Origin of the sequence: Paenibacillus sp. Root444D2 (assembly GCF_001426375.1) — a bacterium.
GTDB lineage: Bacteria > Bacillota > Bacilli > Paenibacillales > NBRC-103111 > Paenibacillus_E.
The window spans coordinates 345,885-363,951 of record NZ_LMEO01000051.1 but is presented as its reverse complement, the minus strand read 5'-3'; the positions used below and the strand labels follow the sequence as shown (position 1 = coordinate 363,951).

At 43.8% G+C, this 18,067-nt stretch carries 15 protein-coding genes and 1 other annotated feature (1 of these 16 running past the window's edge); of the genes, 6 read left to right on the top strand and 9 right to left on the bottom strand.

Annotated features, from left to right (window positions below; all coding sequences use genetic code 11):
- Positions 1-86 (bottom strand) — a binding site (T-box leader) (it extends 173 nt beyond the left edge of the window).
- 263 nt (positions 87-349) lie between these two features.
- The 5 genes from ASD40_RS33105 to ASD40_RS33085 form a co-directional block, all read right to left on the bottom strand.
- Positions 350-1,720 carry an allantoinase gene (locus ASD40_RS33105; protein ID WP_057307379.1) on the bottom strand — a complete coding sequence of 457 codons (1,371 nt, stop codon included), beginning with the start codon at positions 1,718-1,720 and terminating at the stop codon, positions 350-352.
- Between the two features lie 83 nt (positions 1,721-1,803).
- On the bottom strand, positions 1,804-2,931 hold the full coding sequence (locus tag ASD40_RS33100; protein WP_235549477.1) for an ABC transporter substrate-binding protein: 1,128 nt from the start codon (positions 2,929-2,931) through the stop codon (positions 1,804-1,806).
- Positions 2,932-2,977: 46 nt separating this feature from the next.
- Positions 2,978-3,859, bottom strand: a complete 882-nt coding sequence (locus ASD40_RS33095) for an ABC transporter permease (protein ID WP_057307378.1) — start codon at positions 3,857-3,859, stop codon at positions 2,978-2,980.
- Positions 3,859-4,602, bottom strand: coding sequence for an ABC transporter ATP-binding protein (locus tag ASD40_RS33090; protein ID WP_057307377.1), 744 nt, complete (start codon positions 4,600-4,602; stop codon positions 3,859-3,861). Before ASD40_RS33090 ends, ASD40_RS33095 begins: the two co-directional genes overlap by 1 nt.
- 122 nt (positions 4,603-4,724) lie before the next feature.
- Complete coding sequence (locus ASD40_RS33085) at positions 4,725-5,414, bottom strand: GntR family transcriptional regulator (protein WP_057307376.1); 690 nt, start codon at positions 5,412-5,414, stop codon at positions 4,725-4,727.
- Positions 5,415-5,775: 361 nt separating this feature from the next.
- Between ASD40_RS33085 and rocF the strand changes: the two genes are divergently transcribed.
- The 3 genes from rocF (at position 5,776) to ASD40_RS33070 (ending at position 7,973) form a co-directional block, all read left to right on the top strand.
- The gene (rocF, locus tag ASD40_RS33080; protein WP_057307471.1) at positions 5,776-6,693 is read left to right on the top strand and encodes an arginase; all 918 of its coding nucleotides are present in this window, start codon (positions 5,776-5,778) and stop codon (positions 6,691-6,693) included.
- A 195-nt stretch (positions 6,694-6,888) separates the two neighbouring features.
- On the top strand, positions 6,889-7,596 hold the full coding sequence (locus tag ASD40_RS33075; RefSeq protein WP_057307375.1) for a DUF1361 domain-containing protein: 708 nt from the start codon (positions 6,889-6,891) through the stop codon (positions 7,594-7,596).
- Positions 7,593-7,973 (top strand): glyoxalase superfamily protein, encoded by a 381-nt coding sequence (locus ASD40_RS33070; RefSeq protein ID WP_057307374.1) that lies wholly within the window; start codon positions 7,593-7,595, stop codon positions 7,971-7,973. The genes ASD40_RS33075 and ASD40_RS33070 overlap by 4 nt, the downstream gene beginning before the upstream one ends.
- A gap of 397 nt (positions 7,974-8,370) precedes the next feature.
- Here ASD40_RS33070 and ASD40_RS33065 read toward each other — a convergent pair whose 3' ends face one another.
- Positions 8,371-9,789: an aspartate ammonia-lyase gene (locus tag ASD40_RS33065; RefSeq protein ID WP_082588180.1), complete on the bottom strand. Its 1,419-nt coding sequence runs from the start codon at positions 9,787-9,789 to the stop codon at positions 8,371-8,373.
- A gap of 522 nt (positions 9,790-10,311) precedes the next feature.
- On the opposite strand from ASD40_RS33065, the gene ASD40_RS33060 reads away from it, so the two are divergent.
- A complete protein-coding gene (locus ASD40_RS33060) occupies positions 10,312-11,511 on the top strand; it encodes an ornithine--oxo-acid transaminase (protein WP_057307372.1) in 1,200 nt (399 codons plus the stop codon).
- A gap of 751 nt (positions 11,512-12,262) precedes the next feature.
- Here ASD40_RS33060 and ASD40_RS33055 read toward each other — a convergent pair.
- The 3 genes from ASD40_RS33055 to ASD40_RS33045 form a co-directional block, all read right to left on the bottom strand.
- Positions 12,263-12,886 carry a carbohydrate-binding family 9-like protein gene (locus ASD40_RS33055; protein WP_057307371.1) on the bottom strand — a complete coding sequence of 208 codons (624 nt, stop codon included), beginning with the start codon at positions 12,884-12,886 and terminating at the stop codon, positions 12,263-12,265.
- A gap of 21 nt (positions 12,887-12,907) precedes the next feature.
- Entirely contained in the window at positions 12,908-13,354 is a 447-nt protein-coding gene (locus ASD40_RS33050) for a DUF2663 family protein (protein ID WP_057307370.1), read from the bottom strand.
- Between the two features lie 119 nt (positions 13,355-13,473).
- Complete coding sequence (locus ASD40_RS33045) at positions 13,474-13,707, bottom strand: cold-inducible protein YdjO-related protein (protein ID WP_052229221.1); 234 nt, start codon at positions 13,705-13,707, stop codon at positions 13,474-13,476.
- Between the two features lie 155 nt (positions 13,708-13,862).
- Here ASD40_RS33045 and ASD40_RS33040 point away from each other — a divergent pair, with 155 nt between their 5' ends.
- Complete coding sequence (locus tag ASD40_RS33040) at positions 13,863-15,128, top strand: MFS transporter (RefSeq protein WP_057307369.1); 1,266 nt, start codon at positions 13,863-13,865, stop codon at positions 15,126-15,128.
- A 278-nt stretch (positions 15,129-15,406) separates the two neighbouring features.
- Positions 15,407-17,776, top strand: a complete 2,370-nt coding sequence (locus ASD40_RS33035) for an AraC family transcriptional regulator (protein ID WP_057307368.1) — start codon at positions 15,407-15,409, stop codon at positions 17,774-17,776.
- Positions 17,777-18,067 lie beyond the last annotated feature (291 nt).

The window sequence follows — 18,067 nt, the reverse complement described above, 5'->3', positions numbered from 1 at the left end:
TAAGTCTCGAATGTTGGCTTTCAGCTCTAGGCCAACTCTCTGGAAATCAAGGCGATTAGCTTACTCGTACTCGTCAATGAATTTAAATTAATTAAGAACAATACGTTAATTCATTTTTACATCAACTTCATGGAATGTCAAGTTTACTAAAATATGATTTTTTCGGGATCGGCCGCAATACCCTCCAACAAATGAACTCGTATATACCTTGTTTCTATTCTGTACAATAGAAGCCACCCGAATTGGAATGGAAAGTTTCAATGCAATTGCGTTCTCGGATTAAGCCAATGATATAATACCTAAATGAATAAAGCAGGTCGCCGCGGCGCCTGCTTATTTGATGTACCTACTATATCTTCCTTTGACACCATTTCCCAGCCTTCACATCACCGATCCCCTTCGCTTCTTCATATACAAGATTCCCTCTGCTCCAGGTAGCCCGCACTTTGCACCCCAATTCTTTCCCTACATAAGGACTATGCTTATGTCGATATAATAAATGCTCCATTTGCAGCACATATGGGGTATTCAGTGAAATCATGACTAGATCGGCATCAGCGCCTAGACGGATCTCTCCTTTGTTAGGAAGAAGACCGAATCGCTCAGCCGGCGCGTAGGACAGCATATGACTTAACTGACTAAGCCCGATTCCCCGCTTCAAGTGTCCTTCATCAATCATAAGCTCTAGCGAGCTTTGGGCTCCCGATATGCCGCCCCAGGTTTCAAAGTAATTGCGGGATTCCTTCAATACGCTTGGACAAGGGGAATGATCCGATGAAATCATATCAATATAACCAAGTCGCAAAACTTCCCACAACCGCTCCTTCTCCGCTTCACTACGCAGCGGAGGCGCACATTTGGCCGTAGGCCCTATACGTTCTAAGTCATCTTCCGTTAGGATCAGATAGTGCGGGCAAGTCTCCAATGTCACGTTAACGCCGCGCCTTTTCGCCTCCATAATGATCATCACTGCGGCCTCGCTGCTGATATGAACGAAATGCAGCGGACACCCTGTCTGTTCTGCATAAAACAGTGCTCGATTCACCGCTTCGAGCTCAGCAAGAATCGGGCGTGTGGACGTATAGTCTTTGGCCGTGACTTTGCCTTCTGCTTGCTTCACCCGCCCTAAGCGCGAAACAAGCGACTCGCTTTCAGCATGAAGCGCCAGCACCCGGTTCATTCGCGCAATTCGCTTCATCCCTTCCCACAAGGTGAGGTCATCCACCTCGCGAAATGCATCCTCGTCCGGGTCACCCGGCGAAGACATGAAAGCTTTGAAGCCAATGACACCAGCTTCGCTCATGGGCTCCAAATCATCCAGATGCCCTGGCACCAGTCCACCCCATATGGCGTAATCAACCGATGATTGTTCGCGGGCGGCTTCCAGTTTCATCTCCATCGCGGAGACGGTAACGGTTGGCGGAACGCCGTTAAGCGGCATGTCGATGTATGTGGTACATCCTCCCGCTGCTAATGCGGCAGAACCCGTGGCGAATCCTTCCCATTCTCCCAATCCCGGTTCATTCAAATGGACATGGACATCTACCATACCAGCCATGATAACCATGCCAGAAGCATCAACAACTTGCTCTGCTTCCAGCGTTATCCGCTCATCCAATTGCGAAATCTTGCCATTCTTAATACCTATATCCAATAAACGGACTTCATCTCGCAAAACAACGGATCCGTTTCGAATGATCATATCTAATCGTTCGCTCACCCTGTTCACCTCAATTGTACTCACATTCATAATCATCAGGACCGAAACAAGTACTGCTGTCTCGGCCCTGAAAATGAACTCACTTATTTAAATTCAACTTTAACTAGTGTAGAATCTACGGCTTTCAACAAGCTCAAATCATGGTAAGTATCTGGTTTCGGAATGATTTTAATATTACCAACAGCTTTTAGATATTCACCTACTGCCGCTCCGTTGCTGCCATTCACGTAAGTATCATCTACTTCCATCGAATATACATTTCGGCTCATAATTTGCGTCAGTTCTTCAACGCTTAAGTGAAGCTCAGGAGCAAGAATCTTGATCGCTTCATCGCGGTTCTTGTTAATATAATCTGTTGCTTTTTTGAGGCCTGCGAGCACGGCTTTAATCGTATTCGGATTTTTCTTAATAAAATCGTCAGAAACCTGCATGGTTGTATGTACACTCATCCATTTCACATCGCCTTTTTTGTCAGGCAGCTCACTCTTCGTACCGCTAAACAAGAATTTGCCTCCACCTTGAATCGCCTTGGTAATGAACGGTTCCCAACAAGCTAGGGCATCGATATCCCCTTTTTGCAAAGCAACTACCGCATCGCTTGGTGCTATGTTGACGTATTTTATTTTGCTCACATCTACACCAAGTTCTTTGCCCATATTATCAATGGCGATCTTCACATCTGCTCCGTTAGGAATCCCAATTGTCTTTCCTTCTAAGTCTTTGGATGACTTCAGTTCTAATTTCTTGGAACCGACTACAGCTTGCGTACCCGCAATTTGCGCCAGAGGTGTAACAATTTTCACAGGAACATTCGATGATTTTAGAATAATGTCCATAAAATTCGTTTGAATCGATAGTGGCGCGCTGCCGCCGGCAACCATCGGTCCGATATCCGGGCCGCTTTCAATCAATTGACTGGTCACATTCAGTCCCGTTTCTTTGAAATAGCCAAGCTTATCTGCAATAATTTGTTGTGAGGAAATCTGTGCATCGCGTACGCCGACTAATGTAATATCTTTCACTTCCGGAACTGTAGCGGACGCCGTAGCAGCCGCAGTTGCAGCTGCTGGTGCTGTCGTTGCCGCAACTGATGTTGTTGCCACAGGTGCCGTTGTACTTGTCGTCGTTTGTTTGGAACTACATGCTGTCACTACCATAGCTGCCGTTACGAATACCAGGAAAGATTGAGCCCATATTCTTTTGTTTTTCATGTGTTTCCCTCCACTTTTCTTCTCTTTTTTTGGTCATCATTTGCTTCTATTTCTCAACAGCATCTCTCATGCCTCCCTTACGCCACGCCAAGACCCTCCTCTCCAAAATTTTCACTAAACCTGAAAACAAACTGTATGACAAGCCAATTAAAATAATGGCGACAAACATGTTGGAAATTTTGAAATAATTTCTGGCATCCACGATGATATAACCAAGCCCTGATTTCGCACCCATCATTTCCGAGACAATTAAAGCCGAGAAAGACAGACCCAGACTGACCCGCGCACCTACTATAAAATTCGGAATCGCAGACGGAATCATAACCCGGGTAAAGATTTGCCTCTCTGAAGCGCCTAAACTAAGGGCTGATCGAATGAGTGTAGACGGCACGGATTTAAAACCGTCAACTGTATAAACAAGTACAGGAACGAATGTTGTCCAAGCTATGAGGAGTACCTTGGGAAACTCTCCGATACCGAACCAGATAATGAATAGCGGCAGCAAAGCCAAGGCTGGAATCGGGCTTACGAGATTGAGGATTGGCGACATCCAACGTTCAAACGTTCGAAATTTACTCATTAACACTCCGAACAATACGGCGAATAAGCAGCCAATGACGAATCCTAAAGCTATACGAATAGAACTGGAAACTAAACTTTCTAACACAATCCCCGTCTTAGCCAATACCCAGGCATCCGACACAATCAGGGATGGTGGAGGCAGGAATATTGGATTAAACCAAGCAAATCTCTCATTCAGTTGAGCAAATAGTTCCCAGATGACGAAGAAGGTAACGAACGGCATGATGTTCCATCTCTGCATAACACTTTCTTTGAACCTTTTGCGCTTCTTCGGCTGCTCGACATACTTAGTCTCAGTTGGAAGCAAATCACTGTCAGCAATGACCGTTACCGATGTTTTACTCATCAGATTGCCTCCTCTGTTTCATCTTCCATCAGAATTCGCTCAATGCTGCTCATCGCTTCACTAAATCCAGGGGATTCAAACGTTCTGGGATGCTCAATTTGGATGGAAAACGTTTCTGCTATTTCGCCATCCTTCATCACAACAACCCGATCAGCTAAATAGACCGCTTCGCTAATACTGTGTGTAACGAATAGGATAGTCGGCCTTAGCTTCGCACATATGCGCCTAAGTTCTCTACGCATCATATCCCTGGTCAAAATATCGAGAGCACCGAACGGCTCATCCATCAACAATATTTCCGGTGAGCTCGCAAGTGCTCTAGCAATTCCCACTCTCTGCTTCATACCCCCAGACAATTCAGCTGGATAATGATTCGCATAAGCCTCAAGTCCAACCAGACTCAGGAATTCCTTGCCGATTTCTTTGGCTTTTGCCTTGGACGCGCCTTGTACTTCAGGCCCAAATGAAATATTTTCGAGAACATTGTACCAAGGGAACAAAGCATGATCCTGAAAGACCATTCCCCTCGATTTCGATGGGCCTTTAATCATCTCGCCATCGACCTTTATTTCACCTTCATCAGGGAGTAAATATCCGGCCACCATATTCAAAAGTGTTGATTTACCGCAGCCGCTATGCCCTAAGATGCAAATAAATTCATGAGAATACACCGTCAAGTCAACTTGTTTAAGCACGACTCGATCTCCAAAGCTCTTCCCCACTTGCTTTGCCGTTAATTTCATTCCCTCGCCCCTTCCGTAGTTCTCAACTTTGTTCGAAGCTTTCACATGTTGTATGCAATTAGCACTCCACATCACACACAAGATTGTATACAATCTACCGTAAAAAAATGGACTCCACTCATTTATCTTTTAACAACTGCATAACTACTGGACTTGAAAATATCTGTAAGTGAATGCGGCTTCGTACTATGTTCTTCGAAATCCAAAGATGCTTCAATCTCGCTTAAATGTTCAACCATCAATCGCTCAGCTAAATCCGCATCCCCAAGCTTAATAGCTGCTAAAATTTGCTCATGATCATGACAATACCTATTTTTCTTCATCCCATAAAAGGCGATAATCACGTAAGTGAGAGCAATCAATTCTTCTAAATAACGATAGTAGTAATAATTGCTCGCTAACTCAGCAATGCGGAGATGGAAATCACCCGTAATTCGTAGGGCTCCTAGTAGATCACCCTGCTGATGCGCTTCATGCTCATCATCCAGCATTATTTTCAATTGTTGAAACTGATCGTCTGTCAACGTATCGCACACTTTGCGGATCGCCGCCGCTTCAATCACTCTGCGCATTTCAAACACTTCTTTAGCCTCGTGTGTGGATGGGCAAGCAACAAAAGTTCCTTTGTAAGGAATGACAGTTACCAACTTCTCACTCGCCAGTCGGCGGAGTACATTGCGCACAGGAGTGCGGCTCACTCCAAAAGACTCTGCCAGCACCTCTTCGACTAACTGCATATTGGGACGAAGCTTTTGTTCGATAATGGCATCCTTAATCGCGGTATACATGTCTAATTCATTTGCCTGTAACATAAGGACCTGTTCTCCAATCCCATGATGAATTGTTTAATTCACCATGATCGTAATGAAAATGAGATATCATGTCAATATACATAACACATAAAACACTATCTTTTAGGATTCAGAACAATATATCACTTTCATTTTGTTTATAATGATAAATAAAGACTGTTTGAACTTGCATTTTATATTTATTATTCACATTGTGTTATATTGCCTAACATATAACGATGTTGGTAAATGAGTTAACCTGTTGTTTACGGCAGCAATTGCCACAGGAACCAAATTAAAAATCTCCAATTATGAGCTGGGTTATGATAATCTAATTACAAACGAAGCTTTATCTGAAGCCCGAACAAGAGGAGCTGATCGCATGAGTAACAAGCCGACAATTGCTGCGATTACTGTGCCATTTGATCTTGGAGCAGGTCGACGCGGAGCCAGCAAAGGACCGAAAGCCATTTTGCAAGCAGGTTTAATTCGAGGTCTACAGCAAATGGATATCACAGTCGATCATATTGCTGATATCCGTCTGCCGGACGATAAGGCGACTCCCTTGGCAGCTGAAATTGATCAAACGAACCTCAAGTATTTGGCGGAGGTTACCCTAGTAAACACACTTCTGGCTAAACAAGTCTCTCAGGTCGTGGAACAAGGACGTTTTCCTCTCGTCATTGGCGGCGATCATAGCATAGCTATCGGGACTTTAGCTGGATTATCCGGCCATTATCAAAACTTGGGCGTCATTTGGATCGATGCTCATTCCGACCTAAATTCAGCGGATACAAGTCCATCCGGTAATATTCATGGGATGTCATTGGCCGTCAGTCTAGGGATGGGTCATCCTTTATTAACCAACATTATGGGCAGCCATGATAAGGTGAAAGCGGAGAATATCGTCCTTATTGCAGCAAGATCTCTCGATGAGGGCGAGAAGAAACTCATTCGCTCTTTGGGAATCAAATGCTATACCATGTACGATATAGATCGCAAAGGAATGGCTTACATTATGCAAGATGCCATTGACTATATAAGCAGTAAAACAGACGGCGTGCATGTTAGTTTTGACGTCGATTCTCTGGATCCGATTGAAGCACCTGGAACAGGCACGATTGTAAAAGGTGGACTTCATTACCGCGAAGCTCACTTAGCTGTTGAGATGCTGCATGAAGCAGGGATTGTGACATCAGCCGAATTCGTTGAGGTGAATCCTCTTCTCGACGACAATAACAAAACATCCCAATTAGCCGTCGGCTTAATCAGCTCTTTATTGGGCAAGCAGATTCTATAGGTTGAAACTATTAATAGTCATTTTCGCGAGGCTCACCACATATCGAATGTACAAAACCCGTTACTCTCCGCCAAGCTGCGAGGATAACGGGTTATTTGCTTGTTACAGGTAGGAAATAAATGTAAGATATAGACATAATCTTGGGTAAGGCGGCATCACTCACTGCCAAATACATAGACCAAGCGTGGAGCTACAATGAAAACCTTGAATCACTGGTACCTGCATCTCTTTCTGATCTTGCTCTCGCTTTCCACAATTGGGGTCTACTTTTTGTTCAAAAACCAAACCTACTTTGAATTTCTAATTTGGAACTTATTCCTTGCTTGGATTCCGTATATCCTTGCTGCCGCAGCCTATTTTATACACACTCGAAAATCTACGATCTTGCAAAAGTTCATTTTAATCATAGTAGGTTTAGCCTGGTTGTTATTCCTGCCCAACTCTCCATATGTCCTTACAGATTTCATTCATTTAACGATTTTGAAAGACTCTTATGTACAAAAGGGAACGCTCTCCTTTGCCTATTGGTATGATTTTTTCATCATCTTCTTATTTGCATGGAACGGTCTATTGCTAGGATGCAGCTCCATGTACATCATTCAAAAGATATGGAAAGAGCGATTCAATCACTTTGTTTCTTGGCTAATCATCGCATTGACCGCATTTCTATGCGGGTACGGCATACTTTTGGGAAGAGAATATCGCTTAAACAGCTGGGACGCTTTACACACGAACAGAATACTTGAAATCCTGCGAGAAACTTTGCATCAAGAAGCCTTCGTTTTCTGCTTATTAGTCGGGTTTGTTATCATGACGGTTTACCTAACCTTTTATGTACTCGTAAATGCTATAGGCGGCTCAAAACATTCAAGTCCTTACACAAACGATAAAACAAGGAGATGATTGCTATAACAACTATTAAAGGTGTCACGCCCATTTTTAGAATGTTCGACGAGATGAAGGCAAAGGAATTCTACATAGATTATTTGGGTTTTTCGTTAGAGTGGGAGCATCGCTTTGAGAGTGATATGCCGCTTTACATGGAGGTCAGTTTAGGTGAATGCAAATTGCACTTATCTGAGCATTATGGGGATTGCAGCCCGGGTGCAGCGGTTCGGATAGAAATCGTGGACATCGTAGCCTTTCATACTAGCTTGACAAATAAAAAATATACCTATTCTCGCCCCGGCATAGAAATGAGCCCCTGGCAGACCAAAGAAGTCTGCATCACGGATCCGTTCGGGAATAAGCTGACCTTTTATGAATCGTTAAACGTTTGATTCCTCACTTCTATAACACAGTTAATCCTGTGGAATGGTCAAATCTCGGGTCTTTTACTTTCGAAAGGGAACGTCGATGCCTTATTTGCCTGAAATTAGCTATAAAAGCTAGCGCGGCGGAACGTCAATGCCTTATTCCACTTTAAGAGTCCAATTTAGTCCAAAAATGGCTAAATAAAGTATCCAGCTTCCCTTTAATGTTCAAAAAGATGCAATTTAAAATAAATAAGGCATCGTCGTTCCTCTTGGTACATCTGGCCTCGCAGGCGTTGCCTAGTCGATTCTTGTAAATCCAAAAATAACGCCCCCAACTCATCAACCGATGGGTCGGGGGCGTTCGTTTTATGAGCAGGCTTTAGCCAACAGTCGTAGACTTCAAAGCTTCCACCACCCAGCCTTAGTCGGCAGGCTGCAGCAATCTTTCACCAGCGATGCCCGGAGTAGTCATCTGAATTGGATTGAGGATTTCTTCAATCTCCTCAGTTGTAAGCAGCCCACGCTCTAGGATGAGCTCTTTGAGCGTCATGCCAGTGCGCACAGCTTCTTTCACTAATTGCGCGGCGACTTCGTAGCCGAGATGCGGGTTCAAAGCTGTGACAATGCCAAAGCTTTGCTCAACGTAAGTCTTGCAGCGCTCGCGGTCAGCTTCCAAGCCCTCAATCGCAAAACGCTCGAACACGTCGGCCGCGTTCCGCAGTATTTTCAGCGATTGTAGAAGGTTAAACGCAAGTACGGGGCCCATTACGTTAAGTTCGAATTGACCTGCTTCGCAGGCCAAGCAGATGGTGTGATCGTTGCCAATGACTTGAAACGCCACCTGATTCACAACTTCTGGCATAACAGGGTTTACTTTACCTGGCATTATGGAAGACCCCGGTTGTCTAGGCGGCAGTTTCAGCTCCCCTAAGCCTACGCGAGGACCTGAAGCCATTAATCGGATATCATTGCATATTTTCGAAAGGTTAACGGCGCATACTTTCAAGGAAGCGGATAGCTCCGTGTAAGCATCCATATTTTGGGTACCATCAACCAAATGCTCGGCTAGTTCAATGGGGATTCCCACCTGTCCCTTTAGATGAAACATAACGCGTTCCACATACTCAGGCTTTGCATTAAGCCCTGTTCCTACAGCAGTAGCCCCCATATTAACGGTCAAAAGCCCCTTAGAAGCATGGCGAATACGGTTGATATCGCGCTGGATGACACGTGCATAAGCGCCGAATTCTTGGCCCATACGAATAGGAACTGCATCCTGGAGATGCGTTCGCCCCATTTTGATGACATCATCAAATTCCGTTTCCTTACGGGCAAAAGCACGCTGGAGTGAAGTCATAGTCTCTGTCAACTGCTCAGATAAACGGTAAGCGGCAATTTTGATGGCGGTAGGGATAACGTCGTTTGTGGATTGCGACATATTGACATGGTTGTTCGGATTACAATGGAAATAATTGCCCTTTTCCTCGCCTAGCAGCTCCAACGTCCGGTTAGCAAGCACTTCGTTCATGTTCATATTAATGGAGGTTCCCGCTCCGCCTTGAATAGAATCAACAATAAACTCCTCAAGGAGCTGACCTTGTCGCACTTCTTCGGCTGCTTTGACTAATTGTTCGCCGATTTTTTTAGGGAGCATATGTGTTTCCATATTCGCTATTGCAGCTGCTCTTTTTACTTCTGCTAAGGCTGTAATGAGCTCTGCATGAATTTTAACACCCGTAATCGGGAAATTCTCTAATGCACGCATCGTTTGAATGCCGTAATAAGCTTGGGATGGAACTTGTTTTTCACCAATAAAGTCTTTTTCAATGCGATGAGTCATCGTAGACACCATTCCTTTTTTCTACAAAGTATATTGCTCGACGTTGCGAAGTAGGTGTTCCGAAATTCCTTCTAACTCTCTGCCGCTAGAACAATTGAACGCCATGCATGGCATTCATAAGCGCTCATCTGAAGAATTCGCGACCGCTTTCAAGAATCCTGCAATATCTGACACGTTCTGTAATAAATTTTTGACCACTGATCAATTTGCCCACTTCTAATAATATTTCCTATTTTAACAATTCAAGTCTTCTCCTAATCTCAAACATACAATAGGATTTGCACATAATGATTGAACTTGGCCAATTTCGTGAAGACTTGTATCACTGTCTACAGCTATGTATTTATATATGCTAGGAGAAGCACAAAAGCATAGGGGATTTACCTCCTAGGATTTATATTGCAACGTTCATGAGTTGACGAATACAATGGATTAAACAAGCTCGCTATGTGAGACAATTAGAAGGATACAGTGAATACCGGCGAGTTTGGCTTACAAGCTGCACGTCAGGGAGGAATACTTATGGATACGAAGAGTGCGATGATTATTAATAAAACGGAAAAATACGGGGCACGCAATTACCATCCGCTGCCTATCGTGATATCGAAAGCGGAAGGCGTATGGGTCGAGGATCCAGAAGGCAACCGCTACATGGATATGCTTAGTGCTTACTCCGCCTTAAATCAAGGACATCGTCATCCGCACATTCTGAGAGCGCTTCATGAGCAAGCCGAGAAGGTTACACTGACATCTAGGGCTTTCCATAGCGAAACGTTAGGTTCGTTTTATGAAAAATTAGCGAATTACACTGGTAAGCCGATGATTTTACCGATGAATACTGGGGCCGAAGCGGTCGAAACCGCTCTAAAGGCTATTCGTCGTTGGGGCTACGAAGTGAAAGGAATCCCCGCCGATCAAGCGGAAATTATCGTTTGTGAAGGAAATTTCCACGGTCGGACGGTGACAATCACTTCCTTCTCATCTTCGCCGGAATATCAACGCGGCTTCGGGCCTTTTACGCCAGGGTTCCGCATTATTCCCTACGGGGATGCGGCGGCACTGCGTGAGGCCATCGGGCCGAACACGGCGGGGTTCCTGTTTGAGCCTATTCAAGGCGAAGCTGGCATTGTGATTCCGCAGGCCGGTTACCTGCGGGAATGCTATGAGCTATGTCAGGCGAATAAGGTGTTGTTCGTCGCGGACGAAATCCAGACGGGATTCGGCCGTACGGGTCGCCGCTTCGCCTGCGACTGGGAAGGCGTAACGCCGAACCTGTACATCATGGGCAAAGCCCTCGGCGGCGGCGTGTTCCCGATCTCGGCGGTCGCCGGTGATCGGGAGGTTCTTGATGTTTTCGAGCCGGGCTCCCACGGCTCGACATTCGGGGGTAATCCGCTCGGCTGCGCCGTCGCGATCGCGGCGCTTGAGGTCACCCTTAACGAGCGGCTCGCAGAGCGCTCGGATGAGCTTGGCGCTTATTTCCTGAAGCGACTTCAGGAAATTCAATCTCCGCAGATTACGGAGATTCGCGGTCGGGGGCTGTTCATTGGCATTGACCTTAAGGTTTCAGCGCGTCCATTCTGTGAAGAGCTGAAAGCGAAGGGTCTGCTATGCAAGGAGACACATGAGCACATTATTCGTTTGGCTCCGCCTCTTACAATTACGAAAGAAGAGCTCGATTGGGCTTGGCAGCAGGTAAATGACGTGCTGAATGAAGCTTAGCGCTCAAATGTAATAAGCCCTCTAGCTTTTAATAAAGCTGGAGGGCTTTGCTTTTGCTTTAAGGGGACATCGCTCTTTTCCATCTACTCTAAGAATGTTTTTCATCACTACAGAGCCACTTTCGCGTACCTTTCCCACAGTAGCGATGTAAAACATCGTTACTGTCCATATTTCTAGGAAAGTCGCTCTTTTCCATCTACTCTAAGAATGTTTTTCATCACTACAGAGTCACTTTCGCGCACCTTTCCCACAATAGCGATGTAAAACATCGTTACAGCCCATATTTCTAGGAACGTCGCTCTTTTCTATCTACTCTAAGAATGTTTTTCATCACTACAGAGCCACTTTCGCGCGTCTTTCCCAAATTAGCAAGGAAAAACATCGTTACAGCCCATATTTCTGGGGACGTCGCTCTTTTCTATCTACTCTAAGAATGTTTTTCATCATTACAGAGCTACTTTCGCGTACCATCCCCACTTTAGCGATGTAAAACATCGTTACAGCCCATATTTCTGGGGAAGTTGCTCTTTTCCATCTACTCTAAGAATGTTTTTCATCACTACAGAGGCACTTTCGCGCGTCTTCCCCACATTAACGATGTAAAACATCGTTACAGCCCATATTTCTGGGGACGTCGCTCTTTTCCATCTACTCTAAGAATGTTTTTCATCACTACAGAGGCACTTTCGCGCGTCTTCCCCACATTAACGATGTAAAACATCGTTACAGCGCACCTACTATTCTACTCTATCTATTCTTTCACAAAAGCAAGTGTCCCAAATCGATGCGGTATATGGAAATCGACTTTCCCTGTGGGGGACCAAGCCCAATAATGTCGATTCCCTTCAAGATCATCATCAATTCTATATACATTCCAACGCCACTCAGCACCATGATGAGGTGTAAAGTTTTCCCCCCGCTCCCAATCCAAATCTGCAAAAGGAATCCGCAGATCGTAAGTCCTCCACCCATCGGCCCCATCCAAAACTTGAGTATGCATTCCCTTCGCATCCCATGCAACATCAATCTCTTTATCTCCACCGTTATAATGGATCAAAGCATCGAATACGATGTTTCGTGGACTCACTTCGAACTCGTAATATACCGCTCCGGTTCCGCTTTTATCAATAAACACCTCAACCACATCTTCCAAATAAATAGGATCATCTCGCCGCTCCATCGTTGCCACGGCGTGATCATCCTCACATTCGAATCGTATGTGCAATGCATCAGCTGTCCAACATGCGCGAAAGCGAGTCTTAAGCCGCGGCTTCTCTCCCGTTACAACTTCCCTTAAATAAGGGGTCTCAACCTCAATATCTTCCCACTTCAATTTTCCGTTTTCTGCATCTACATAGCGACATTCATATCTCATCCGTTCTGTCATCCTCGCTCCCTACTTACTTTTATATACAATATTAATATCATATTCGCTATCTAGAAAGCTAGAAATTTGATCCCGAGATTCCGACTTCACGTCCTTTAACCAGGAAGCGTCAAACTTTTCGATAACTTCTATTCTTAAATTCTCGTATTTTGTTTTCGCTTTTTCAATCCTAGTCACACGATTCTGTGTAAATAGGAACAATGATATACAAGCCAGAAGCGAACCTGATAGAAGCTTATTAGAAATAAGCAAATCGAGGATGGCTAATGCATTGCCGCCTGAAACCAATATGATCTTTCGATAGAAAGAGATAATGAAATAGAGAATCAGGCCACCTGTCAGAATGGCGAATAAAGGTTGCGTATCTTTGAGTTTGTCCCATTCCTGCTTCCTATCCCGAAGTTTGTAAAGTATCTTGGTCGCGTCGTCACTTAGATTAAGTTCAGGCCATTGCATTAGGCACACTCCCCCTCTCTACCATCTTATGCTTGGACACTGCCATTCTTTCCAAAAAAAAGACCAAGAGCATCTCTCTTCACGCTAGGGCGAAGATGCTACTGGTCTTTTGAATTTTACTAGAATCGTTTTTTCCCAACTAAAAACTTTTTATTTCCTTTTTTAGCTGTCACAGGCACATGCTTATAACTGCGAACCATCGGATTTTTACATAATGGACAAGTTGGTAAAGCTTCCGTAACGAATTCTTTGCGAACCCATGCTTTACAATCTGTCTCTTTACATTTCCAAATTTCTATCTGTTCGACTTCTGGCTTTTGATCTTCGGTCACGGTACTCGTTGGTGTAGACATTCAGTTATGTGCTCCCTGCTTCGTAGATTAGACTACTTATTATTATACAGATCAGATCGAATATCAAGTCTTTCCCGTGTTCAAAATTATTTACCAGTGGTAGAATGGATAAGGCGGTTACAATTTAGACACAGAATACAAAGGCAGGAATATAAATGACAAACTTACTACGTGAATGGAAGTCACAATTTCAGGGGTACAGCCGAAATATTATGCTCTTCTTTTGGTTTAATTTTGTATGGAACTTAGGTTTAGGTATGTTTGGTCTCGTCTATAACCTTTATGTTAGAAGTCTCGGCTATGACCAAACGACAGTTGGCAGCATGGTTGGAATGGCATCACTGGCAGCGGCCATTATTCTCATTCCCGCGGGCCTAATGAATGATCGTTTCGGACCTAAGCGAGTCATTACATTTGGTCTCATTTTTACCATCGTAACTTTGACGGCTCGCTCTCTTATTGAAGTCAAAGAGGGGATGCTCATCTCGTCATTCTTGGGCGGTATGGCTCTTGCTGTTGTTTCTGCAACCATTCTACCTTTTATGGCCAACAACTCTACCCCACAGCAGCGCGTTCACCTATTTAGCTTTAATATGGCTCTTGTCATGCTAGCGAATGTAGTTGGTATTGCACTGGGGGGCGTTCTTTGTGACTTTTTTCAATTCATTATAGGTTTAGACGAAATTCGAAGCTTAAGATTTACTTTATTAATTGGAGTTGGTATCGCAGCACTTGGTTTTATACCTATGGCTTTATTTGAGAAAAGTGAGCAAGAAATACAGCCACGTGGCGAATCATTAAATTGGAAACAAGTGTGGAGTGTACATAAACCATCTTTACAGGTAATTGGTATTTTTTGTTTATTAGGCTTGTTGTCATCCATGGGCGGGGGTATGATTGTCCCCTATTTAAATGTGTATTTTGAAGATCGCTTTGACGCTTCGAAATCCGCAATTGGTATCGTTGTAGCTTTAGGTCAAGCTGCAACGGCGGTTGCTTTTCTCATTGGACCCATGATTGTAAAGAGATTCGGAGAGGTTAAATCTGTCGTCTACCTGCAGTTATGTTCAATCCCATTTCTCCTCCTGACCGCTTTTTCTGCTAACTTTTACTTATCATCGGGTGGGTACTTGTTCCGGCAAGCCTTAATGAACGCTGCTAATCCTTTTTATAATTCGATCAAAATGAGTTACGTCAACCGATCTCTTCGGGGGTTAGCATCCAGTTCAGGGGAAGCCGTTTTTCATCTAGGTTGGTTCCTTGCTTCACCAGTAAGTACGGGCCTTGTTTTCCGCTATGGCTCTTACTACGGCTACGCGTATGCTTTCTGCATCACAGCTGTAGTCTATACAGTAATCTCCTATTTATTCTACTTCTTTTTCGGAAAAAATCGGTTTAAACCCGTTGAGGAATCCGCATGAGATAAACCTCTATCAAGGTCTTTCGAAGATGAGCGACCGCGCTTAGCGAGGAGAGACTTTGATCTACGACCAAAGATCCCTATATTACGTTTATTCGCCAATAAGAATTTCGTTCTCCGATTTAAATTAGAAACTTATAAATTCCCATTTGGTAAAAAATGGGTTCTTTCTATCGTTGACTTGAACGATGGAAAGGAAATACAATACATGAGAGCGCATTCATTTCAATATCCTAGTGCTCCTTATCGATGATCGATTGTGAGGGGATGAATTTGCTTATGCGGAATAAAATCTTCTTTAATGGACAAAGTATTGTCTTAACCTGGATGATTTCCTATATCGTCATTCTACTTTTACCCGTGGCAATCGGGTTATTATTGTATATGGAATCCAGCAAAACACTGAAGGAAGAAATTCAGCAAGCTAATGATTCTCTTTTAAAACAAGTTCGGGAAATTATGGACAATCAGTTTAAAACCATGGAGCAGCTGAACTTCGAGATTACGTGGAATGTAAGCGTCCAGGAGCTGCTTTATTCAAATAAGTATGAGGCATTTCCCAAAGAATATCGATATGATGCTTATCAAATCTCACGTATTCTTTCCATGTACAAAACCTCCTACCCGCTGATTGATTCTTTCTATATTTATTTGAATAAAGATCAATCTACTATTCTTCCTACCACCGTTAGAACAAATAGCTTTGCCTATGAAACTTTACATATGAGCGATGAATTCTCGTTCTCTGCTTGGCAAGCTATCGTGACTCGAAGCAATTTCAAAGGCTTTATTCCCATGTACCGAATTGGCGACGACAATAAGCTGCGAAAAACGGTAGCCTACATCAGCACATACCCCGAAGAGCATAATAAACCGCTAGCTACCAATGTCATTATGGTCGATCAATCTCGTATTATTGGCGCCATTCAAAATATGGAAATTTTCAACAAAGGTCACGTACTCATCCTTAATAATGAAAATCAAATTCTGGCATCCAACTCCACAGATTCACTTCCAACTGATTTTCCTTTTGATCAATTAGAGAGCTCGTCCAATTTCTATTACACCGACTCTAGTGGCGAGAAATATGAAGTTTTCAACATTCAGTCACCACGTTCCAAACTAAAATATGTGTCTATGATGCCCAGCACCATGTATTGGAAAAAAGCGGCTCACATCCGTAACCTGACTTATACAAGCATGGCAATCAGTTTGCTTGGCGGGGGTATTCTAACCTACGTATTTCTAAGAAGAAATTACAACCCAGTACGTCGCTTGGTTCATGCGTTTTCCAAAAAACAAACCTTACAATCTAATAAACGGTACAATGAATTTCATTTCCTTCAAGAAGCCGTGGACAGTACGTTGATCGAAATTGCCAATTTCAAAAGTAAAATGGAGCAGCAGCGGCACATTGTCCGCTCTCATTTTATCGAAAAGCTGTTTAAAGGAAAACTGGACAGCCAGCTTCCGATCGATGAGGCCTTAACGACCTTTGAAATGAAGCTGGACCGGCAGGATTTTGCCGTTATGCTATTTGTTGTCGATAAGAGTACAACCTTCTTTGAGCGGATTAACCATACGCCTGAAGGGGATAAATGGAAGCTTCTTCAATTTATTATTATGAATGTCGTGGAGGAACTAATATCGGAACGGCACCGCGGCTATGCATCTGAGATTGATGATACCCTCGCCTGTTTAGTCAATTTAACTACGGAAGATGGCAATAGCTCCAAGCTGGAGTTACTTAGAATTGCAGACAAAGCGCAAACTTTCCTCTCTTCCACCTACGACATTAACTTAACAATTTCAATAAGCAGTATCCATGATCGTATCGCTAATGTACCGCAAGCTTTCTTAGAAGCTCTAGATTCCATGGCCTTCAAGCTTGTTATGGGTGGACCAGAGATTCTATCGTATGACGATTTGCAATCAAATACCACTTGCGACTCTAATACCGGCTATTATTATCCAACGCAGATTGAGCAGCAATTCATGTATGCCGTTAAGCTGGGGGAGCTTGAAGAAGCACAGATGATTCTTACCGAGATTATGAATAAAAACTTTGATAATCCTGGCATTTCAGTCTCCTTAATGAAGTGCCTCATGCTCAACCTGGTAACCACCATGATGAAAAGCCTTAGCGAAACCGGAGATATCCAGGAAAGCTTCTTTATACGCAACCCCAAACTGCTCGACCGCCTTCTATGCAGCAAAACCGTTCAAGACATGCAGGTCCAGCTCAGTGATATGCTCGAGCAAGTATGTGCCTACACATCAGCCAAACGGCAGCATACGATTTCACTTACACGACAGAAAGCACTGGAGCAATTGGTAAATGAAGTGACGACCTACATCGAACATAATTACACAGATGCCAATCTGAATGTCACGATGATTGGCAGTCATTTTAACCGCAAAGCCACCTACCTCTCGAAGCTATTCAAGGATTATGTGGGAGAGGGGCTGCTTGATCGCATTAATAAGGTCAGAATTGAGAAATCCAAGCAGCTGCTGGGGCAGCAAGAACAGTCGGTCGGTGATGCGGCATACGGGGTGGGGTTCAATGATATTAATGCTTTTATTCGTGTTTTCAAAAAGGTTGAGGGCATCACTCCGGGGAAATACAAAGAGCTGATTGAAAAATAAAAGAGATAAGGCAATAAAGCACACATTTGATTGGGATAGCCGCTGGGCTGTCCCTTCTTTAACATAGTGAAAGTTGTACAGCTTACAACCAATTTCGCTGGTTTGTTTTTACAAAACTGCAAATGTTGTAGTTCGAGAGAGTAGGATTCATCCATCCGGTACAATCACCGGGCTTTCCCCGAATACAACGTTAGACTTTTGCAACTTTCTGCTGTGTAACAAGTAATATTGGCTAAATTGATGAAGCAATTGGATATTTTGAAGAGTCTACGCACAGAATTCGAGAACCAA